The 15,029-nt window shown below is 61.0% G+C and carries 13 protein-coding genes; 3 read left to right on the plus strand and 10 right to left on the minus strand.

Features of this window, described 5'->3' with window-relative positions:
• Window positions 1–39 precede the first annotated feature (39 nt).
• The gene (locus PH558_RS19635) at window positions 40–978 is read left to right on the plus strand and encodes an aromatic alcohol reductase (RefSeq protein WP_285206108.1); all 939 of its coding nucleotides are present in this window, start codon (window positions 40–42) and stop codon (window positions 976–978) included.
• A gap of 248 nt (window positions 979–1,226) precedes the next feature.
• Here PH558_RS19635 and PH558_RS19640 read toward each other — a convergent pair whose 3' ends face one another.
• Entirely contained in the window at window positions 1,227–2,363 is a 1,137-nt protein-coding gene (locus PH558_RS19640; RefSeq protein WP_095432952.1) for an AAA family ATPase, read from the minus strand.
• A 26-nt stretch (window positions 2,364–2,389) separates the two neighbouring features.
• The gene (locus tag PH558_RS19645) at window positions 2,390–3,334 is read right to left on the minus strand and encodes a GNAT family N-acetyltransferase (RefSeq protein ID WP_285206109.1); all 945 of its coding nucleotides are present in this window, start codon (window positions 3,332–3,334) and stop codon (window positions 2,390–2,392) included.
• 245 nt (window positions 3,335–3,579) lie between these two features.
• Here PH558_RS19645 and PH558_RS19650 point away from each other — a divergent pair, with 245 nt between their 5' ends.
• Both PH558_RS19650 and PH558_RS19655 read left to right on the plus strand, forming a co-directional pair.
• Window positions 3,580–4,515 (plus strand): tyrosine recombinase XerC, encoded by a 936-nt coding sequence (locus tag PH558_RS19650; RefSeq protein ID WP_285206188.1) that lies wholly within the window; start codon window positions 3,580–3,582, stop codon window positions 4,513–4,515.
• A 148-nt stretch (window positions 4,516–4,663) separates the two neighbouring features.
• Window positions 4,664–5,755: a TraB/GumN family protein gene (locus tag PH558_RS19655; RefSeq protein WP_285206110.1), complete on the plus strand. Its 1,092-nt coding sequence runs from the start codon at window positions 4,664–4,666 to the stop codon at window positions 5,753–5,755.
• Here PH558_RS19655 and PH558_RS19660 read toward each other — a convergent pair.
• The 8 genes from PH558_RS19660 to odhB all read right to left on the minus strand — a co-directional run bounded on the left by PH558_RS19660 (window position 5,739) and on the right by odhB (window position 14,807).
• Entirely contained in the window at window positions 5,739–6,245 is a 507-nt protein-coding gene (locus tag PH558_RS19660; protein WP_285206111.1) for a DUF2867 domain-containing protein, read from the minus strand. The two genes, PH558_RS19655 and PH558_RS19660, sit on opposite strands and share 17 nt — an antisense overlap.
• 100 nt (window positions 6,246–6,345) lie before the next feature.
• On the minus strand, window positions 6,346–9,207 hold the full coding sequence (locus PH558_RS19665; protein WP_285206112.1) for a M16 family metallopeptidase: 2,862 nt from the start codon (window positions 9,205–9,207) through the stop codon (window positions 6,346–6,348).
• A 111-nt stretch (window positions 9,208–9,318) separates the two neighbouring features.
• Window positions 9,319–10,725, minus strand: a complete 1,407-nt coding sequence (lpdA, locus tag PH558_RS19670) for a dihydrolipoyl dehydrogenase (RefSeq protein WP_285206113.1) — start codon at window positions 10,723–10,725, stop codon at window positions 9,319–9,321.
• A gap of 140 nt (window positions 10,726–10,865) precedes the next feature.
• The gene (locus PH558_RS19675; RefSeq protein WP_285206114.1) at window positions 10,866–11,504 is read right to left on the minus strand and encodes a LysE family translocator; all 639 of its coding nucleotides are present in this window, start codon (window positions 11,502–11,504) and stop codon (window positions 10,866–10,868) included.
• Between the two features lie 17 nt (window positions 11,505–11,521).
• On the minus strand, window positions 11,522–12,277 hold the full coding sequence (locus PH558_RS19680; protein WP_285206116.1) for an SDR family oxidoreductase: 756 nt from the start codon (window positions 12,275–12,277) through the stop codon (window positions 11,522–11,524).
• On the minus strand, window positions 12,274–12,795 hold the full coding sequence (locus tag PH558_RS19685; RefSeq protein WP_285206117.1) for a hypothetical protein: 522 nt from the start codon (window positions 12,793–12,795) through the stop codon (window positions 12,274–12,276). The genes PH558_RS19680 and PH558_RS19685 overlap by 4 nt, the downstream gene beginning before the upstream one ends.
• Window positions 12,796–12,797: 2 nt before the next feature.
• Window positions 12,798–13,547 (minus strand): DUF4241 domain-containing protein, encoded by a 750-nt coding sequence (locus PH558_RS19690; RefSeq protein WP_285206118.1) that lies wholly within the window; start codon window positions 13,545–13,547, stop codon window positions 12,798–12,800.
• Between the two features lie 15 nt (window positions 13,548–13,562).
• Complete coding sequence (odhB, locus tag PH558_RS19695; protein WP_095432960.1) at window positions 13,563–14,807, minus strand: 2-oxoglutarate dehydrogenase complex dihydrolipoyllysine-residue succinyltransferase; 1,245 nt, start codon at window positions 14,805–14,807, stop codon at window positions 13,563–13,565.
• Window positions 14,808–15,029: the final 222 nt, after the last annotated feature.

Here is a 15,029-nt window from a genome sequence, read left to right on the forward strand (position 1 = left end):
CTCGTTCACACGAACGAAAAGATCAGGAAGGATCACCAAATGAACTCCACCCCAACGACAGAAGCACAGTCGATCCTGGTCATTGGTGCCGGAGAGCTCGGTATGCCTGTACTACGCAATCTGGCGCTCAAGGCCAAGGATCATCCTGGCACGACCGTCAGCGTTCTCTTGCGGGCGGCGACCGTCGAGTCGACCGACCCGGTGAAGCAGCGCGACGTCTCCGAGATACGAGAACTAGGGATCAAGATCGTTACTGGCGACATTCTCACTGCGACGATAGGCGAACTTGCGGCCATCTTCGGCCGTTTCCATACGGTGATCGGATGTGCAGGCTTTTCCGCTGGCCGAGACACGCCCATGAAACTCGCGAAAGCTGCACTTGAAGCGAACCTCAAGCGCTATTTCCCTTGGCAGTTTGGCGTGGACTTCGATGTCATCGGTCGTGGCAGCCCTCAAGACCTGTTCGATGCCCAGATCGACGTGCGTGACCTTCTGCGCGGGCAAAACAAGACCGACTGGGTGGTGATCTCTACGGGAATGTTTACGAGCTTCCTGTTCGAACCGATCTTCGAGGTCGTCGATCTCGAAAACAACGTGGTCAACGCGCTGGGCGGCCTTGATACGGAAGTGACACTGACGACGCCTGACGATATCGGCGCCTTGACCGCCGAGGTGGTCTTCGCTCAGCCGACGATCTGCAACGAGATCGTCTATCTCGCTGGCGACACCGTGACCTACGGCGAGGTTGCCGACAAGCTTCAAACCGTGCTTGGGCGGCCGTTTACGAAAGCGGAATGGACAGTTCCTCAGCTCAAGTCGGAACTTGCACAGGACCCCGACAACCATGTCAAGAAATATCGGGCGGTCTTTGCCGAGGGCAAAGGCGTGGCATGGCCAAAGCGCGGCAGCTTCAATGAGCGGAACGGCATAAAGGTTACCACCGCCGAAGAGTGGATCAGAGAAAACCTTCGCTCCTAAGAGCAATTCCAGGAAAAATGCACAGCGGCTTTCCGTCCAGAATTGCGTAAAAGCAAAGAGATAGAGCGTTTCAGAGATTCCGCAAAAACCTGAACCCTCTAAGAGCGATGCGGCTCGGCGAGGTAAATGACCGAGCCGAGCCGTTTTGGTACCAGACCGTCCAACAGGGCAGCTCTGCGCGAGGAAGTTATATCGTCAATCCTTTTTGCAGGACGCGCGAGCTGTAAGGCAACAAAACCGGATCACTGCTACTCATCGCCCTCATCGATCTCGCCAGTCAGCCGCATGCCGTCGATCCAGGTGGAGCCATCCTCACGGATCACCCGGCGCGGCTTCGCTCCGCAGCGCTCGCGAACGGCCTCCGCCAGGCGTTCCGAATGGGTGACGATCCAGATTTGGCTGGTCTTTGCGGCCTGAGCGATCATGTCGGCAAGCGGCACCAGCATGTCCGGGTGCAGGCTCGCCTCCGGCTCGTTGAGCGCAATCAGCGGCGGCAGGCGGTAGGACATCAAGGCGGCGGCAAGACCGAGGAAGCGGATCTGGCCATCGGAGAGCTCGCGCGGCTGGAAGACGCGGTTGGGAAATTCGGGCAACGTCAGGCCAAAATCCGCCGTTTCCTGTGGCTCCGGCACGACGAGCCGCGCCCCTCCGAGCGCCGCGGCAAGAACGCGGTCCAGTTCGACGGTATCTTCGCGCGTATGGACGAGGGTTGCGAAAACGGCGGCGATATTGGCGCCATCCTCATCCAGCATGGGAGACGTCACGGCAAGGCAGGGCGCACGCAGCGGCGAGCCGCGATCTGTGCGGAAACCATGGTAGAATCGCCAGGCGTCGACGGCGCGCCGGAACGTGCCGATCTCCGGAAAATGACCGGCATCGCCCAAAAGCGCGATCGCCGTCTCGGAGGTCAGGGCGTTCTCGGGATGCGGCTGCATGCGGCCACTCTCGCCGCGCACGGAAATGCCTGGCCCGTCGCGCTTCATCATCGTCACCGACCTGCGCCCGGTTTCGACCGAAAGCTCTTCGGCCTTGACCTGCGGCTCCAGCGGAAAGCCGGCGGAGGCACAAGGCGGTCGCATGCCCGCTTCGATCCAGTAGCGAAAGGTCGCCGCCCGTTCCATATCGAGCAGCTCGACATCGAAGCGGATGCGGGGGGACTCATGCGAACGCCGCTTGCCCGACCACATGGCCGAGAACATGCCGCCTTCACTGGAAATCTCATGCGCCAACCGGCCGCGAACCGCCGCCTGCACGAGCTGCAGGGAACGATAGAGATTGGACTTGCCCACCCCGTTCTCGCCGATGAACAGATTGACATCGGAAAGATCCATGCGGATCGAGCGCAGGGAGCGATAATTGCGGGCAAACATGGAGCGTAGCTGCATGTCCGAGGGTTTAGCCGATTCCGATACTAAAGAGAATGCGAAACCAGAGGCTCGTCCTGGTTTGGAGGAACAAGCGGCGCGAAGATTGCATTGCCGTCTGCCGCAAGGTCAACGACCGTGTGCTTCTCCAGCGCCTTCGTCACTTCGTTAACGTCGCCGTCCAGATGTTCGACGGGAATGAGATTGCCGACGAGGAAATCGAACCGGTCGCCGCGCTTGTTGAGCAGTTCGTGGAACACGGTCATGTCGCGCAGCTCCGTCGACCACTTGGCGAACCAGTAGAACAGGCCGGAATTGCGCGCCGTCAGGTGCACGGGCAGGATCGGCAGATTGTATTTGCGCGCCAAACCTACGGCAGAGGTCTTCCACGGCCGTTCGTTCAACTTGCCGTTCGCCCAGTAGGCGATGCGGCCTGATGGAAACAGTACCGTAACCTTGCCCTCCGCCACGGCGCGGTTGGTCAGCTGCAGCGTCTCGCGCGTCTTCGGCTTGCTCTTATATTCCTCGCGCCATTCGACCGGGATGATCATCTCGGCAAAGCGCGGGTTGACGCGTACCGCATCGCGATTGGCAAAGATCATCATGTCGGGCCGGCGCGACTTCAGGAGATCGAAGACGGCGACGCCATCGGCAATGCCTGTGGGATGATTGCTGACGAGAATGAAGCCCCCCTTAGCCGGAATACGATCGGCATGGGTGACGCCGATATCGAGCCGCAGCAGATCGCTCATATATTCGAAGCATTGGAAGCCGGAGAGCTTGGCGACATCATCGGCGAATTCGATCGCCTTGTTGTAGCGCAGCAGCGTGTAGAGAAACGGGCGCATGAGCGGCCAGAGCGGATTGCGCACGATCTTTTGTCCGCGCTCGGCGATGAGAGTATCGACAATATGTCCGGGCTGGCCCTGAGACACCAAAGCGATCGCTTCTGCAAGTTGTCCCAGTGCAGTTATCGAGCCGCGGCGCGCCATGAAGTGTCCTGAATGGTTGGGAGATATTCTATCGCAATCGAATATGATCGAAGCATGACAAGCGCCTCGCATATGGAAGGCGAACCATCCGAGATCCGGAACGAGCCATATGCAGTTCATTGAAGTCCAGATGCGCCCCGCGGCACGAAGGGAAAACGCACCGGAAGCAGCAGGAAAATTAGCGATTCCATAACCTTCCTTCGTTCAAAGTGGCAGATGCGATCTGAATTTCAAGGGGTTTTCCACTGAACGAATTATTGATCATCGCCGACTCCAGGTTGATGGCGGAACGCAACCGCTGGCTCGACGCGCTTGGTCAAGAGCGGCGGCTTGCCGCCCACACACTGAATGCCTATGAACGCGATACGCGGCAATTCCTGACCTTCCTCACCGGCCATCTCGGCGGTCCGGCGACGATCGAGGATATTCATGCGCTGCGCCCCGCCGACTTTCGCGCCTTTCTTGCCGCGCGCCGCAAGGATGGTGCCGGTGCGCGTTCGCTCGGGCGCAATCTTGCCGGGCTTCGTTCGCTGTTGCGCTATCTTGAGAAGAAGGGCCTGGTGAATGCCGCGGGTGCAGCCGCGGTGCGCTCGCCGAAACAGCCGAAATCGTTGCCGAAGCCCCTTTCCGACAAGCAGGCGATTACTGTCGTCAGTGACGAGGCGCAGCTGCACGAAGAACCATGGATCGCCGCGCGCGATGCAGCTGTGCTGACCCTGCTCTATGGCTGCGGCCTGCGCATTTCCGAGGCGCTGGATCTGAAACCGCAGGATTTTCCACCGGGCGCAACCTCGCTGCGCATCACCGGCAAGGGCAACAAGACCCGGCTGGTGCCGCTACTGCCGATCGTCATCGAAGCGATCGATCAATATCGCAAGCTCTGCCCTTATCATCTCGAAGCCGATGGCGCCTTGTTTCGTGGCGCGCGTGGCGGCAGGCTGCAGCCGGGCATCATCCAGCATGGCATGCAGAAACTACGCGGCGCCTTCGGGCTGCCGGACACGGCGACGCCACACGCGCTGCGCCATTCCTTTGCCACTCATCTCCTGGCCGGCGGCGGTGACCTCAGAACCATCCAGGAGCTGCTCGGCCACGCCAGCCTTTCGACGACGCAGGTCTATACCGGCGTCGACTCCTCGCGCCTGCTCGAGATCTACGACCGCGCCCATCCCCGCGCGTAAGGCCGTTCGCGCGCATAAGAAAAGATTAACCTCTCGCGTTAAGGGAATTTCCGTCTCACTCGCGTAAAGCAGAATCATGTCCCGGCATGCCCTTCGAAAACCGCTTTCCGGCGTTAGTGGTCATGCCCTCTGCAAACGGAAGATTCTGATGATTTCTGCCCTCGGGTCCAAGACGATGCGGTCGATGAAGCCGACGCTCGGCGATATCTTGCTCTGGCTTGCCACCGCCTTTCCGCTGATGCTTGCGGTGCTGCTGGTCGCGACTATGCTGACGCTGCAGCCGGCCCATGCCGAAGGTGCTGTGTCCGATAGCTGCGGCGGCAAGGATCTCATGGCTGAACTTCAAAAGACCGATCCCGCCAAATATGCCTCCATTATCGCCGCCGGCGACAAGGTGGAGAATGGCAAGGGTATTTTCTGGAAGATCGAAAAGCCCGGCCTGAAGCCGTCCTGGCTGCTCGGCACCATGCATGTCTCGGACACGCGCGTGCTCACCATGCCGAAGGACGCTGCAGACGCCGTTGCATCAGCCGATACGATCGTTGTCGAATCGGACGAAATTCTCGACGACAAGAAGGCCGCCGCCGCCCTCTTCGCCAATCCCTCACTCACCATGCTCACCGACGGCTCGACCATCAGCCAGCATCTGTCGCCCGAAGACAATGCCCGGCTGGAAGCGGGTCTGAAAGAGCGCGGCATTGCGCTCGCCGCAGTTTCCCGCATGCAGCCCTGGCTGATCTCGAGCTCCTTCGAGATGACGGGCTGTGAGGTTCGCCGCAAGACGGCCGGGGCGAAATTCCTCGATCAGAAACTCGCAACCGACGCCGCGGCCGAAGGCAAGAAGGTCGTTGGTCTCGAAACGCTGGCCGAGCAGGCCAAGGCCATGAGCGATCTGCCGGTCGCGCTTCATCTGAAATCGCTGATGCAGACGCTCGAACTGGGCGACAAGATCAACGACGTCAACGAAACGATGACGGGCCTCTATCTCGCCGGCAATATCGGCGCGATGATCCCGATGCTGAAGGTGATCGAACCGGACCAGAAGATCACGGATGCCGATACCGCCGCCTTCGAGCAGCGCATCATCCTCGATCGCAACAAGGTCATGGCCGAGCGTGTTGCGCCCGTTCTTAACAAGGGCAATGCTTTCATCGCTGTCGGCGCCCTTCACATCGTCGGCGATCAAGGCCTCGTGGCGCTGCTGCGCAAGCAGGGTTTTACCGTCACGGCGGTGAACTGACCGCTTGCATTCGCTTGCCGAGATCGGCAAGCATCGACGCAACGATCAGCCGGTGGAATGGCGCGATGATGGCGAGATAGATCCGGCCGAGCAATATGTTCCGCCGGACGAGTGTCGTGGCGTCGACCAGCCGACGCCCCTGATCGTCATCACGCACGTCGATGACGACCCTAAAATCGAGATGCCGATCGTCGAACCCAAGCACGACCTGATTGTCAGACTTCCTGACGACGGGAAAGAAGCCGATCTTCTCCCACTCCTCCGCCCGAAGATCGCTGCTGGATCTCAAGCCGAAAAGGCCAGTTACCGCATCGCGCACTCGTAGCAACAGCCGCACCCAAAACGGAAAGCGGCTGAGCATCGTTTGCGCGGCGGCAATGGCCGTCAGATCCGAGTTCTGGATATTCAGCTCGTAGCAGTCAGCCCAATCCGCATCCGGCAACGCCGGATGCGGCATAAGGGGCTTCACCATCAAAGGCCTTGCAGACATGGTTCATCCGCCTTTATTCGACGGCTGCAGACTACCACACATTGCAATGCTGCCCGACCAACAAAAGCCGGCTGCGGCAATTTGGCCGGCAGATAATGGCCTAACGCACGGCCGATCCATCCGCCGGCAATATCTTCAGCCGCCAGGAAGCATCAGGCTTCAGATAGGTCGTCGCGATGGCGCGGACATCCTTGGCGGTCACGGCCTCGTAGCCGCTGATGCTCCTGCGAATACGGTCGAGACGCCGGGGATCTCTCTGGGCATCGCGAAGATTCTGGACCCAATAGCCGTTGGTCTGCTGCGAGCGCTTCACAGCTTCGATGATCGGAACCTTGGCCCGTGTCAGCTCATCGGGCGAAACATCTCCATTGCCGAGATCGGAGGCGATCTTATCCACCAGCTCGAAGAAATGATCCACCTTGGCGGGCGTGGTTTCGACATAGAGATAGGCAAAACCATAGCCGGGGATCGATCTCGACAGATCGACTTCGCCCTGAGGACTATAGGTCGCTCCCTCGGCGACGCGGAACTGGTCGACCAGACGATTCTGCAGGATCGCCCCGGCGACATTGGCAGCGGCGGCTCTCGGCAGATCGGAAAGGAAATCGCCGATCGGCATAGCGACGGCGGCACCGGCACTATCGCTGCGCCCGTCATGGAGCCGAACGACCGGGTCGGTCGTCGGTGCCGGAAAATGCACACCGGAACCGTCGCTCTGTTTCTCTCCGTCGCCACGAACGGGCAAGGCGCCGAAGGTCTGCGCCGTCAAGCGAATGGCGTCATCGACCTCGACATCGCCGGCGATGATGACCTCGATCGGCCCCTTCGAAAGAGCGGGCTGCAGGAGGCCCTCGAAATCTTCCGGCTTCGCATCGATCAACTGTGTCCGGTCCGGGAATTCCCAGCGCGAATCGCCGGAATGCAGGAGACCGGAAAGATCGCGGCCGACCACACTGCCCGGCGTCGCCTGAAGCTGGGGAAGCATGTTCAGATAGGCCTGCTGGACCCGCTTGAAGACATCCGGACGATAGGCCGGACTAGAGATGTAAGCCGTCAGCAGCTGCAATTGCGTCTGCAGATCGCGCGGCTGCGTGGTACCCTCGAATTTGAAGGCGGCATCCTGAATGGCGAAATCGATGCTGACAACCTTCGCGGCAAAAGCCTTCTGCATGTCGTCATAGCTGATGGCTTTCAGGCCGGACAGCGGCAGCGCCGGTGCCGCCCAGATCGGCAACGGTCGATCATTCGGCAAATCCAGCCGCCCGCGGCCGACCTCCGCCCGCACCAAAACCTCGTCAGCCCGATATTTGGTCGGCTTGACGGTCAAGCGGACGCCATTGGCGAAACGCACCATCGTAATGCCGAGATCATCGACCGTACGGCGTTCGATGATATCGCCGGGCTTGCCGAAATCGGTGTAGGGCCATGCGACCGAAGCCGTCTGTTCCGGCGCCTTTACCGCCACGGCGCGCGATTCAGCATAGGCTTTCTCGACAGCGGCATCGCCGCCCTCGGGCATTTGCGGGATCTGGAGCACCAGCTGCGGGCCATTGCCGGCAAAGACGCGCTGAAGAGCCTTGTTGACCTCATCTGCACTCAGGTCCTTCGTCGCGGCATCAAACAGTGCCAGATCGTCTGCTGGCGAGGTGAAGACCATGTTTTCGCCGACGCTCCAGCTGAGCGAGCCGGCAATATCCGGGCTGGTGCGCGTCGCAGCTCCGCTCGCGGCCGCCTGCAGGGTCGAACGATATTCGGTAATTTCCCGGTCGATCTCGCTCTGGTCGGCACCGAACTGCGCAATGCGGCGCTGCTCCTGATCGATAGCCGCCAGGGCAGCCTGCCATTGTGCGGGATCGCTATCGGCGGCAACCATCGTAACATGGGCCGATTTCAGCAGATCCTGCGCACCGGCCTGCGCGCTGACGAAGGGTGGATTGGGCTGCTGCGCCAGCACTGACAGGCGCCGGTTGAGGACAGCCAGGCCGATATCCTCCACCAATTGCGCGCGGCGCTTGGCAGTCCTATCCGGCGAAGCATCGTAGGGGCGCGCCCAGGCAAGCTGCACGCGGGTCGCGCCACCCGGCACGATGACCGTGCCGACGCGCGCTCCATGGCTTTGGAGGGTGCCTAGATCAGGGTCTGCGGGTGCAGGTGCGGCGGCGGCCCAATTGCCGAAGCGGTTACGGATATCGGTTTCAATGGCGGCAGCATCGATATCGCCGACGACAATCAGGGTGGCGCGCTCGGGACGATAATAGGTGCGGTAAAAATCCCGCAGCAGATCGACCGGCGCGTTGCTGATAATATCGGTCTTGCCGATCGGCGGACGTTGCGGCACACGCTGCCCCGGCAGCAGCTGAGCAAGCAAACCAGTCCCGCCACGGTATTGCGGCGTGTCACGCAGCTTCTCTTCCGAAAGAATGACGCCGCGCTCGCGGTCGAAGGCGCCGGCATCGAGTGTCAGTTCGCTCGCCGTCTCGCGCATCAGCATCAGGCCGGTCGAAATCGTCTCCGGATTGGATTCCGGCAGATCCAGCGCATAAACAGTTTCGCCATAGCTCGTGGACGCATTCGTATCCGCGCCGAAGGCAAGACCGAGACGCTGAAGGGTGCGCACCATTTCGCCTTCCGGCACATGAGTCGAGCCCTTGAAGGCCATATGCTCGAGGAAATGCGCCAAGCCCTGCTGGTCGTCGCGCTCCTGCAAGGAGCCAGCGCCGATACGGAAACGGATCGCCACCTGACCGGCCGGAGTCGCATTGTGCATGACGGCATAGCGCATGCCGTTCGGCAAGGTCCCAAAGCGAATTCCCTGCTCCACCGGCAGGTCGCTTGCCGCCTGAGGCCAGTGGGCGACAGGCGTTTCCGCATAGGCGGGAGCCGCAACGGTAACGAGGAGTGCGAGCGCTGTCGCAACGAAAAGTTTCAGGGATAGACGACCGGCTGGGTTTTGACGTGGCATGCTTGCTTTGTTGGTGAGAACGATTGGATGATGCGATGCACGGAGCCCGTACATCGCATCATCAGGCAAGCATTGCAATCCCGGCGCTTGTCATGCAGGGATGGCCCGATCCTACATATGAATCGGCTTGAAGAAGGTCGCGAGCGCTGCTTCCTTGACGGCTTCCGACATCGTCGGATGCGCATGGCAGGTGCGGCCGAGATCTTCCGACGAACCGCCGAATTCCATCAGAACGGTGATCTCGTGGATCATCTCGCCGGCGCCGAAGCCGACGATATGGCCGCCGAGAACGCGATCCGTTTCCTTGTCGGCGAGGATCTTGACGAAACCGTCCGTCGCCAGCATGGCGCGGGCGCGGCCGTTTGCGGAGAACGGGAACTTGCCGACCTTATAGGCGATGCCTGCGGCCTTCAGCTCTTCCTCGGTCTTGCCGACGGAGGCGACTTCCGGCTGGGTGTAGACGACGCTCGGAATGACATCGTAGTTCACATGGCCGGCCTGGCCTGCGAGGATTTCGGCAAGCGCCACGCCCTCGTCTTCCGCCTTGTGGGCGAGCATCGGCCCCTTCACGACGTCGCCGATGGCATAGATGCCGGCGACATTGGTCTTGAAGTGACCGTCGATCTCGACCCGGCCGCGATTGTCGAGCACGACGCCCGCTTCTTCGAGGCCGAGACCTGCCGTGTACGGCTTGCGGCCGGTGGCAACGAGAACGACATCAGCATCGAGCACGACCTTGTCGCCGCCCTTGACCGGCTCGAAGGTGACTTTCGCGCCGCTAGCGGACTTCTCAACTCCGACAACCTTGGCGCCGAGATGAAATTCGATGCCCTGCTTGGCGAGCATCCGCTGGAACTGCTTGGAGACTTCGCCGTCCATGCCGCCGAGGATGGTGTCGAGATATTCGACGACGGTCACCTTGGCGCCGAGGCGCGACCAGACCGAACCGAGCTCGAGGCCGATGACGCCGCCGCCAACCACGATCATCTTGCCCGGCACCTTGTCGAGTGCGATGCCGCCGGTCGAGGAGATGATGACCTTCTCGTCGATCTCAAGCGGAACGCCCGGAATGCCGGCAACATCGGAGCCGGTGGCGATGACGATGTTCTTGCCTTCGATCTCAGTGACCTTGCCATCATCGGCGGTCACGGCAACTTTGCCAGCCGAAACGATCTTGCCGGTGCCCTGGAAGGCGTCGATCTTGTTCTTCTTGAAAAGGAAGGCGACGCCATCGACGTTCGACTTAACCGTCGCATCCTTGTGCGCCAGCATCTTGCCCAGGTTCAGCTTCGGTGCAGCGACTTCGACGCCAAGCGCATCCATGCCATGGCCGGCATGATGGAACACTTCGGAAGCATGCAGCAGCGCCTTGGAGGGGATGCAGCCGACATTGAGGCAGGTGCCGCCATAGGTCGCGCGCTTTTCGACAACCGCGACCTTCAGGCCGAGCTGCGCTGCCTTGACTGCGCAGACATAGCCGCCGGGGCCGGTTCCGATAATGATCACATCGTAGGACATGTTTTAATTTCCTTGTTTTGTATCTGTTTAGAGCATGATGCCGAAAAGTGTGAGCGGTTTTCGGACGACATCATGCTCTACTTCTTTGATTCTAGAGCGGATTCAGATTTTAGGTCGAAGAGACCTAAAATCATCCGGCTCTAATCGGTCGCCCGTGCCAAGGCGAGGCGGATGCCGAAGCCGACGAGCGCCGCTCCGGTGATGCGGTTGAACCATTTGCCCGAGGCGATGAAGCGATCGCGCACCGGCTTGACGGTGAAAAAGGTGGAGACCCCGGCAAACCAGGCGACAAGCGCCGCCGCCATGCCGATGCCGTAGCTGAACTGGATGAACGCGGGCGTATCGTGATGGACGAGCGTCGAAAACAGCGACAGGAAGAACAGTATCGGTTTCGGGTTCAGCGCATTGGTGACGAAGCCGGTCGCCAGGCAGCGCCAGACGGAAACCGGCTTGCGGTCTTCCTCGGTGATCTCGACATCCTTCACCTGGAAACCCGCCTGACGGAAGGACTTGATACCGAGATAGACGAGATAGAGAACGCCGGCCCATTTGATCATGCTGAACAGGACCAGCGACTGCGAGACGATCAGGCCGAGACCGAGAATGGTGTAGCTGACATGAAAGAGCAGCGAGAAACCCATGCCGAGGCCCGTCATCATGGCGGCACGGCGGCCATGCACGATGCTCTGGCGCAGGATCATCGCGAAGTCGGCGCCGGGAATGACGATGAAGATCGAGGACACCGCCATCAGGCCCAGGAATTCGAGAATATATTGCATCTATCGACCCTTTCCGATCAGCGACCGCCGCTCACATCGAGCACGGCACCCGTTATATAGGATGCGTGCGGGCTCAAAAGGTAGAGGATGGCGTCGGCGACCTCGTCGGCCGTTCCCGCCCGCTTCATCGGCAATTGCGGCGCGATATCACGAGCCCTGTCCGGTAGCCCGGCGGCGGCATGGATATCGGTATCGATGATTCCCGGTCGGACGGCATTCACCCGAATGCCTTCCGCCGCCACCTCGCGTGCAAGCCCCACAGTGAACGTATCGATCGCGCCCTTGGAGGCGGCATAATCGACATATTGTCCACCACCGCCGAGCGTGGCGGCCATGGAGGAGAGGTTGACGATCACCCCACCCTTGCCGCCATGCCGGGTCGACATGCGGCGTACGGCTTCGGCCGCCGCCAGCATCGAACCCGTGACGTTGATGCGGAACATGCGGTCGATCCGCTCCGGCGCCATCTCATCCAGGCGCTGGATGACATCGACGATGCCGGCATTGTTGACGAGCCCGTCGATGCGGCCGAAATGCGCATCGACCTTGGCAAAGATGGATTTGATATCCTTGGGCTTGCCGACATCGCCGGCAACTGCGATCGCCTGGCCGCCGGCGTCAACGATTGTCCCAACCACAGCCTCGGCCGCATCCTTGTTGGACGCATAATTGACCGCAACGGCCCAGCCGTGCTGAGCGGCAGCCAGACAAACCGCGGCACCGATGCCGCGGCTGCCGCCAGTTACCAGAAGAACAGGTGTGTCGTCGGTCATTGATTGCATCCTTTCAGACTAAGGACATCCCAGGGCGCGACAGTCGCCTTGCCCTTACCCCAGAGGGACGACTTCTGGATCGAGGGACCGAGCGCCGGCAGGAACAGCCGATCCGCTGCACTCTCGCCTTCCGCCGGCAGCGCGCGGATATGCCCTTTCAGATCCGAGGCATAGACCATGCCCTGCCATACGGTGCAGGCCCTGAGGTCGGCTCCGGTTACATCCCCCTCAGGGCATTCGAACATGATCCGCCCATCGGCGCGCAGATGGTCGTCTGTGCGCATCACGATTCCATCTGCCACGATATTGGTATTGCGCACTGCGAGCTTGAATCTGTTGCTGACGGATGATTGCGAGCCCATGGGCTCGAAGCGCAACTCATAGGCATTGTCCATATCGACATAGACAGCCTTTTCCTGCACGCATTCTTCCGCATAGGCAGACACGGGATTGACCGCGCAGGCCAGCATTATCCAGCGCATCGAGGCCAGTCGGATCATCGCCGTTGCGATCGGCATCGTCATTGTCCTCCCGGCTCGCGCCGGCCGTCGGCATTTTCCATGACGCCGAAATCGGTGAACAGAACCAGCGGCCTGCCGGCGGCATCCAGCCCCCAAAACACCGGATAGAAGCCATCACCCCAGCCGCTCGAGAAGATGGCGACGTTGCCGCGCTTGCCCGATATCGGCCGATGTAAGACGTAGTCGTCGTTATTGGGCTTCAGCTCGGACGCCAGAACATCATCATAGTAGTTGATATCCGGCGACGACTTCTCTGCCTGGACCTGCTTTTCGCGCTCCTGGATCAGCGCGAAGGTGTTGGTATCCATGTAGCAGCCGAGACCGGCATCGACCGGATAGCCGAAGAACTCATCATTCTTCAGCGAATTGATATCCTGGCCGGGGACCACCGCCAGCTCCCAGCGCACCGGCTTGCCATCGGCAAAGCGCATGCTGGCCGCAGCGATGCGGCCGAAGGCCTGATACAAGGTGACGGGATAATCGCCGGGAGAAACGGTGCGGGAAAATGCCGCTCGGTCAGGCCCGACGAGCGGGTCGCTGGCGACGATACGCCCGGAGGTCAGTTCCACCTTGCCGATGCGCAGGACATTGATCGAGCGGGCGGCAAGATCGGCGTCGCCAAGCGACGCCAGATCGAGATTGCTGCTGAGCTTGGAAATGTCGAGCTCACCCGCGCCGGCGGAGGATGGCACCCATGCGGCGACGGCGCATAGCAATCCGCGCAGCGTCCGCATGGGCCATGTCGACATGATCCAACGCTCCCCTTAGAGATCGAGAACGAGACGTTCCGGATCTTCCAGGCTTTCCTTGACGCGCACGAGGAAGGTGACCGCTTCCTTGCCGTCGACGATGCGGTGATCGTAGGAGAGCGCCAGATACATCATCGGACGGATGACGACCTGACCGCCGATGGCGACCGGACGCTCCTGGATCTTGTGCATGCCGAGAATGCCCGACTGCGGCGCATTGAGGATCGGCGAGGACATCAGCGAACCATAGACGCCGCCATTGGTAATGGTGAAGGTGCCGCCCTGCATGTCGGCCATTGCCAGCGTACCGTCGCGAGCAGCCTTTGCCAGACGGCCAAGTTCCTTCTCGACTTCGGCGATCGACATCTGGTCGGCATCGCGGATCACGGGAACGACAAGGCCCTTGTCGGTACCGACGGCCATGCCGACGTGGCAGTAGTTCTTGTAGATGATGTCGGTGCCGTCGATCTCGGCGTTGACAGCAGGCAGTTCCTTCAGCGCATGGGTGACGGCCTTGGTGAAGAAGCCCATGAAGCCGAGCTTCACGCCGTGCTTCTTCTCGAAGATATCCTTGTACTTGTTGCGCAAGTCCATGACGGCCTTCATGTCCACCTCGTTGTAGGTGGTAAGCATGGCGGCGGTGTTCTGCGCATCCTTGAGGCGCTTGGCGATCGTCTGGCGCAGGCGGGTCATCTTGACGCGCTCTTCGCGGTTGACGTCCTCGACGGCGGTCGGCGCGCGGGCGGCAATAGGTGCTGCCGGTGCGGCGGCCGGAGCCGATGCAGCCTTGGCAACGGCAGCGATCACATCACCCTTCAGGACCTGGCCGCGCTTGCCGCTGCCTTCGACCTGATCGGCGGAGAGATTGTTTTCAGCAAGCAGCTTACCAGCAGCCGGCGCCGGCGGCATGGAAGAAGCCGGAGCGGAAACGGCGGGGGCGGCAACCGGTGCAGCGGCGGCAGGCGCCGGAGCAGCAGCAGCGGCGGGTGCAGCAGCCTGTGCCGGAGCGGCGGCAGCGCCGTTACCGGCGGAGATCTGGCCGAGCAGCGCGCCAAGACCCACGGTTTCGCCGGCCTGGGCGACGATTTCAGAAAGCGTGCCGGCAGCAGGCGCCGGAACTTCGATCGTCACCTTGTCGGTTTCGAGTTCGAGAAGCGGCTCATCGGCCTTGATGGCATCGCCGACCTTCTTGAACCAGGTACCGACGGTCGCTTCGCTGACGGATTCGCCGAGGGTAGGAACGCGGATTTCAGTGGCCATTGTTCAAATCCTGATTTTTCGTCTTTATGAGTTGAATGGAATTCCGGCGACAGACGGCCGGGGGACGGGTGATACGCCACGGCGCAGATACCCGGACGACAATGGTCGACCGGGCATTTGCCTGGTTGTGGCGATAGGCGGCATGTTGCTGCATGGCGGCCATCTTCTCCCCCGTCGCATCATGCGGAAGGCTGGGACGCGACGACCCGACTTTCGAACGAA

It is taken from the genome of Rhizobium pantanalense (assembly GCF_030182525.1).
Lineage (GTDB): Bacteria > Pseudomonadota > Alphaproteobacteria > Rhizobiales > Rhizobiaceae > Rhizobium.

Coding starts and splice junctions, on each gene's coding strand:
- PH558_RS19635 (WP_285206108.1), top strand. CDS start 40: ATGAACTCCACCCCAACGACAGAAGCACAGTCGATCCTGGTCATTGGT.
- PH558_RS19640 (WP_095432952.1), bottom strand. CDS start 2,363: ATGCAGCTACGCTCCATGTTTGCCCGCAATTATCGCTCCCTGCGCTCG.
- PH558_RS19645 (WP_285206109.1), bottom strand. CDS start 3,334: ATGGCGCGCCGCGGCTCGATAACTGCACTGGGACAACTTGCAGAAGCG.
- PH558_RS19655 (WP_285206110.1), top strand. CDS start 4,664: ATGATTTCTGCCCTCGGGTCCAAGACGATGCGGTCGATGAAGCCGACG.
- PH558_RS19660 (WP_285206111.1), bottom strand. CDS start 6,245: ATGTCTGCAAGGCCTTTGATGGTGAAGCCCCTTATGCCGCATCCGGCG.
- PH558_RS19665 (WP_285206112.1), bottom strand. CDS start 9,207: ATGCCACGTCAAAACCCAGCCGGTCGTCTATCCCTGAAACTTTTCGTT.
- lpdA (WP_285206113.1), bottom strand. CDS start 10,725: ATGTCCTACGATGTGATCATTATCGGAACCGGCCCCGGCGGCTATGTC.
- PH558_RS19675 (WP_285206114.1), bottom strand. CDS start 11,504: ATGCAATATATTCTCGAATTCCTGGGCCTGATGGCGGTGTCCTCGATC.
- PH558_RS19680 (WP_285206116.1), bottom strand. CDS start 12,277: ATGACCGACGACACACCTGTTCTTCTGGTAACTGGCGGCAGCCGCGGC.
- PH558_RS19685 (WP_285206117.1), bottom strand. CDS start 12,795: ATGCCGATCGCAACGGCGATGATCCGACTGGCCTCGATGCGCTGGATA.
- PH558_RS19690 (WP_285206118.1), bottom strand. CDS start 13,547: ATGTCGACATGGCCCATGCGGACGCTGCGCGGATTGCTATGCGCCGTC.
- odhB (WP_095432960.1), bottom strand. CDS start 14,807: ATGGCCACTGAAATCCGCGTTCCTACCCTCGGCGAATCCGTCAGCGAA.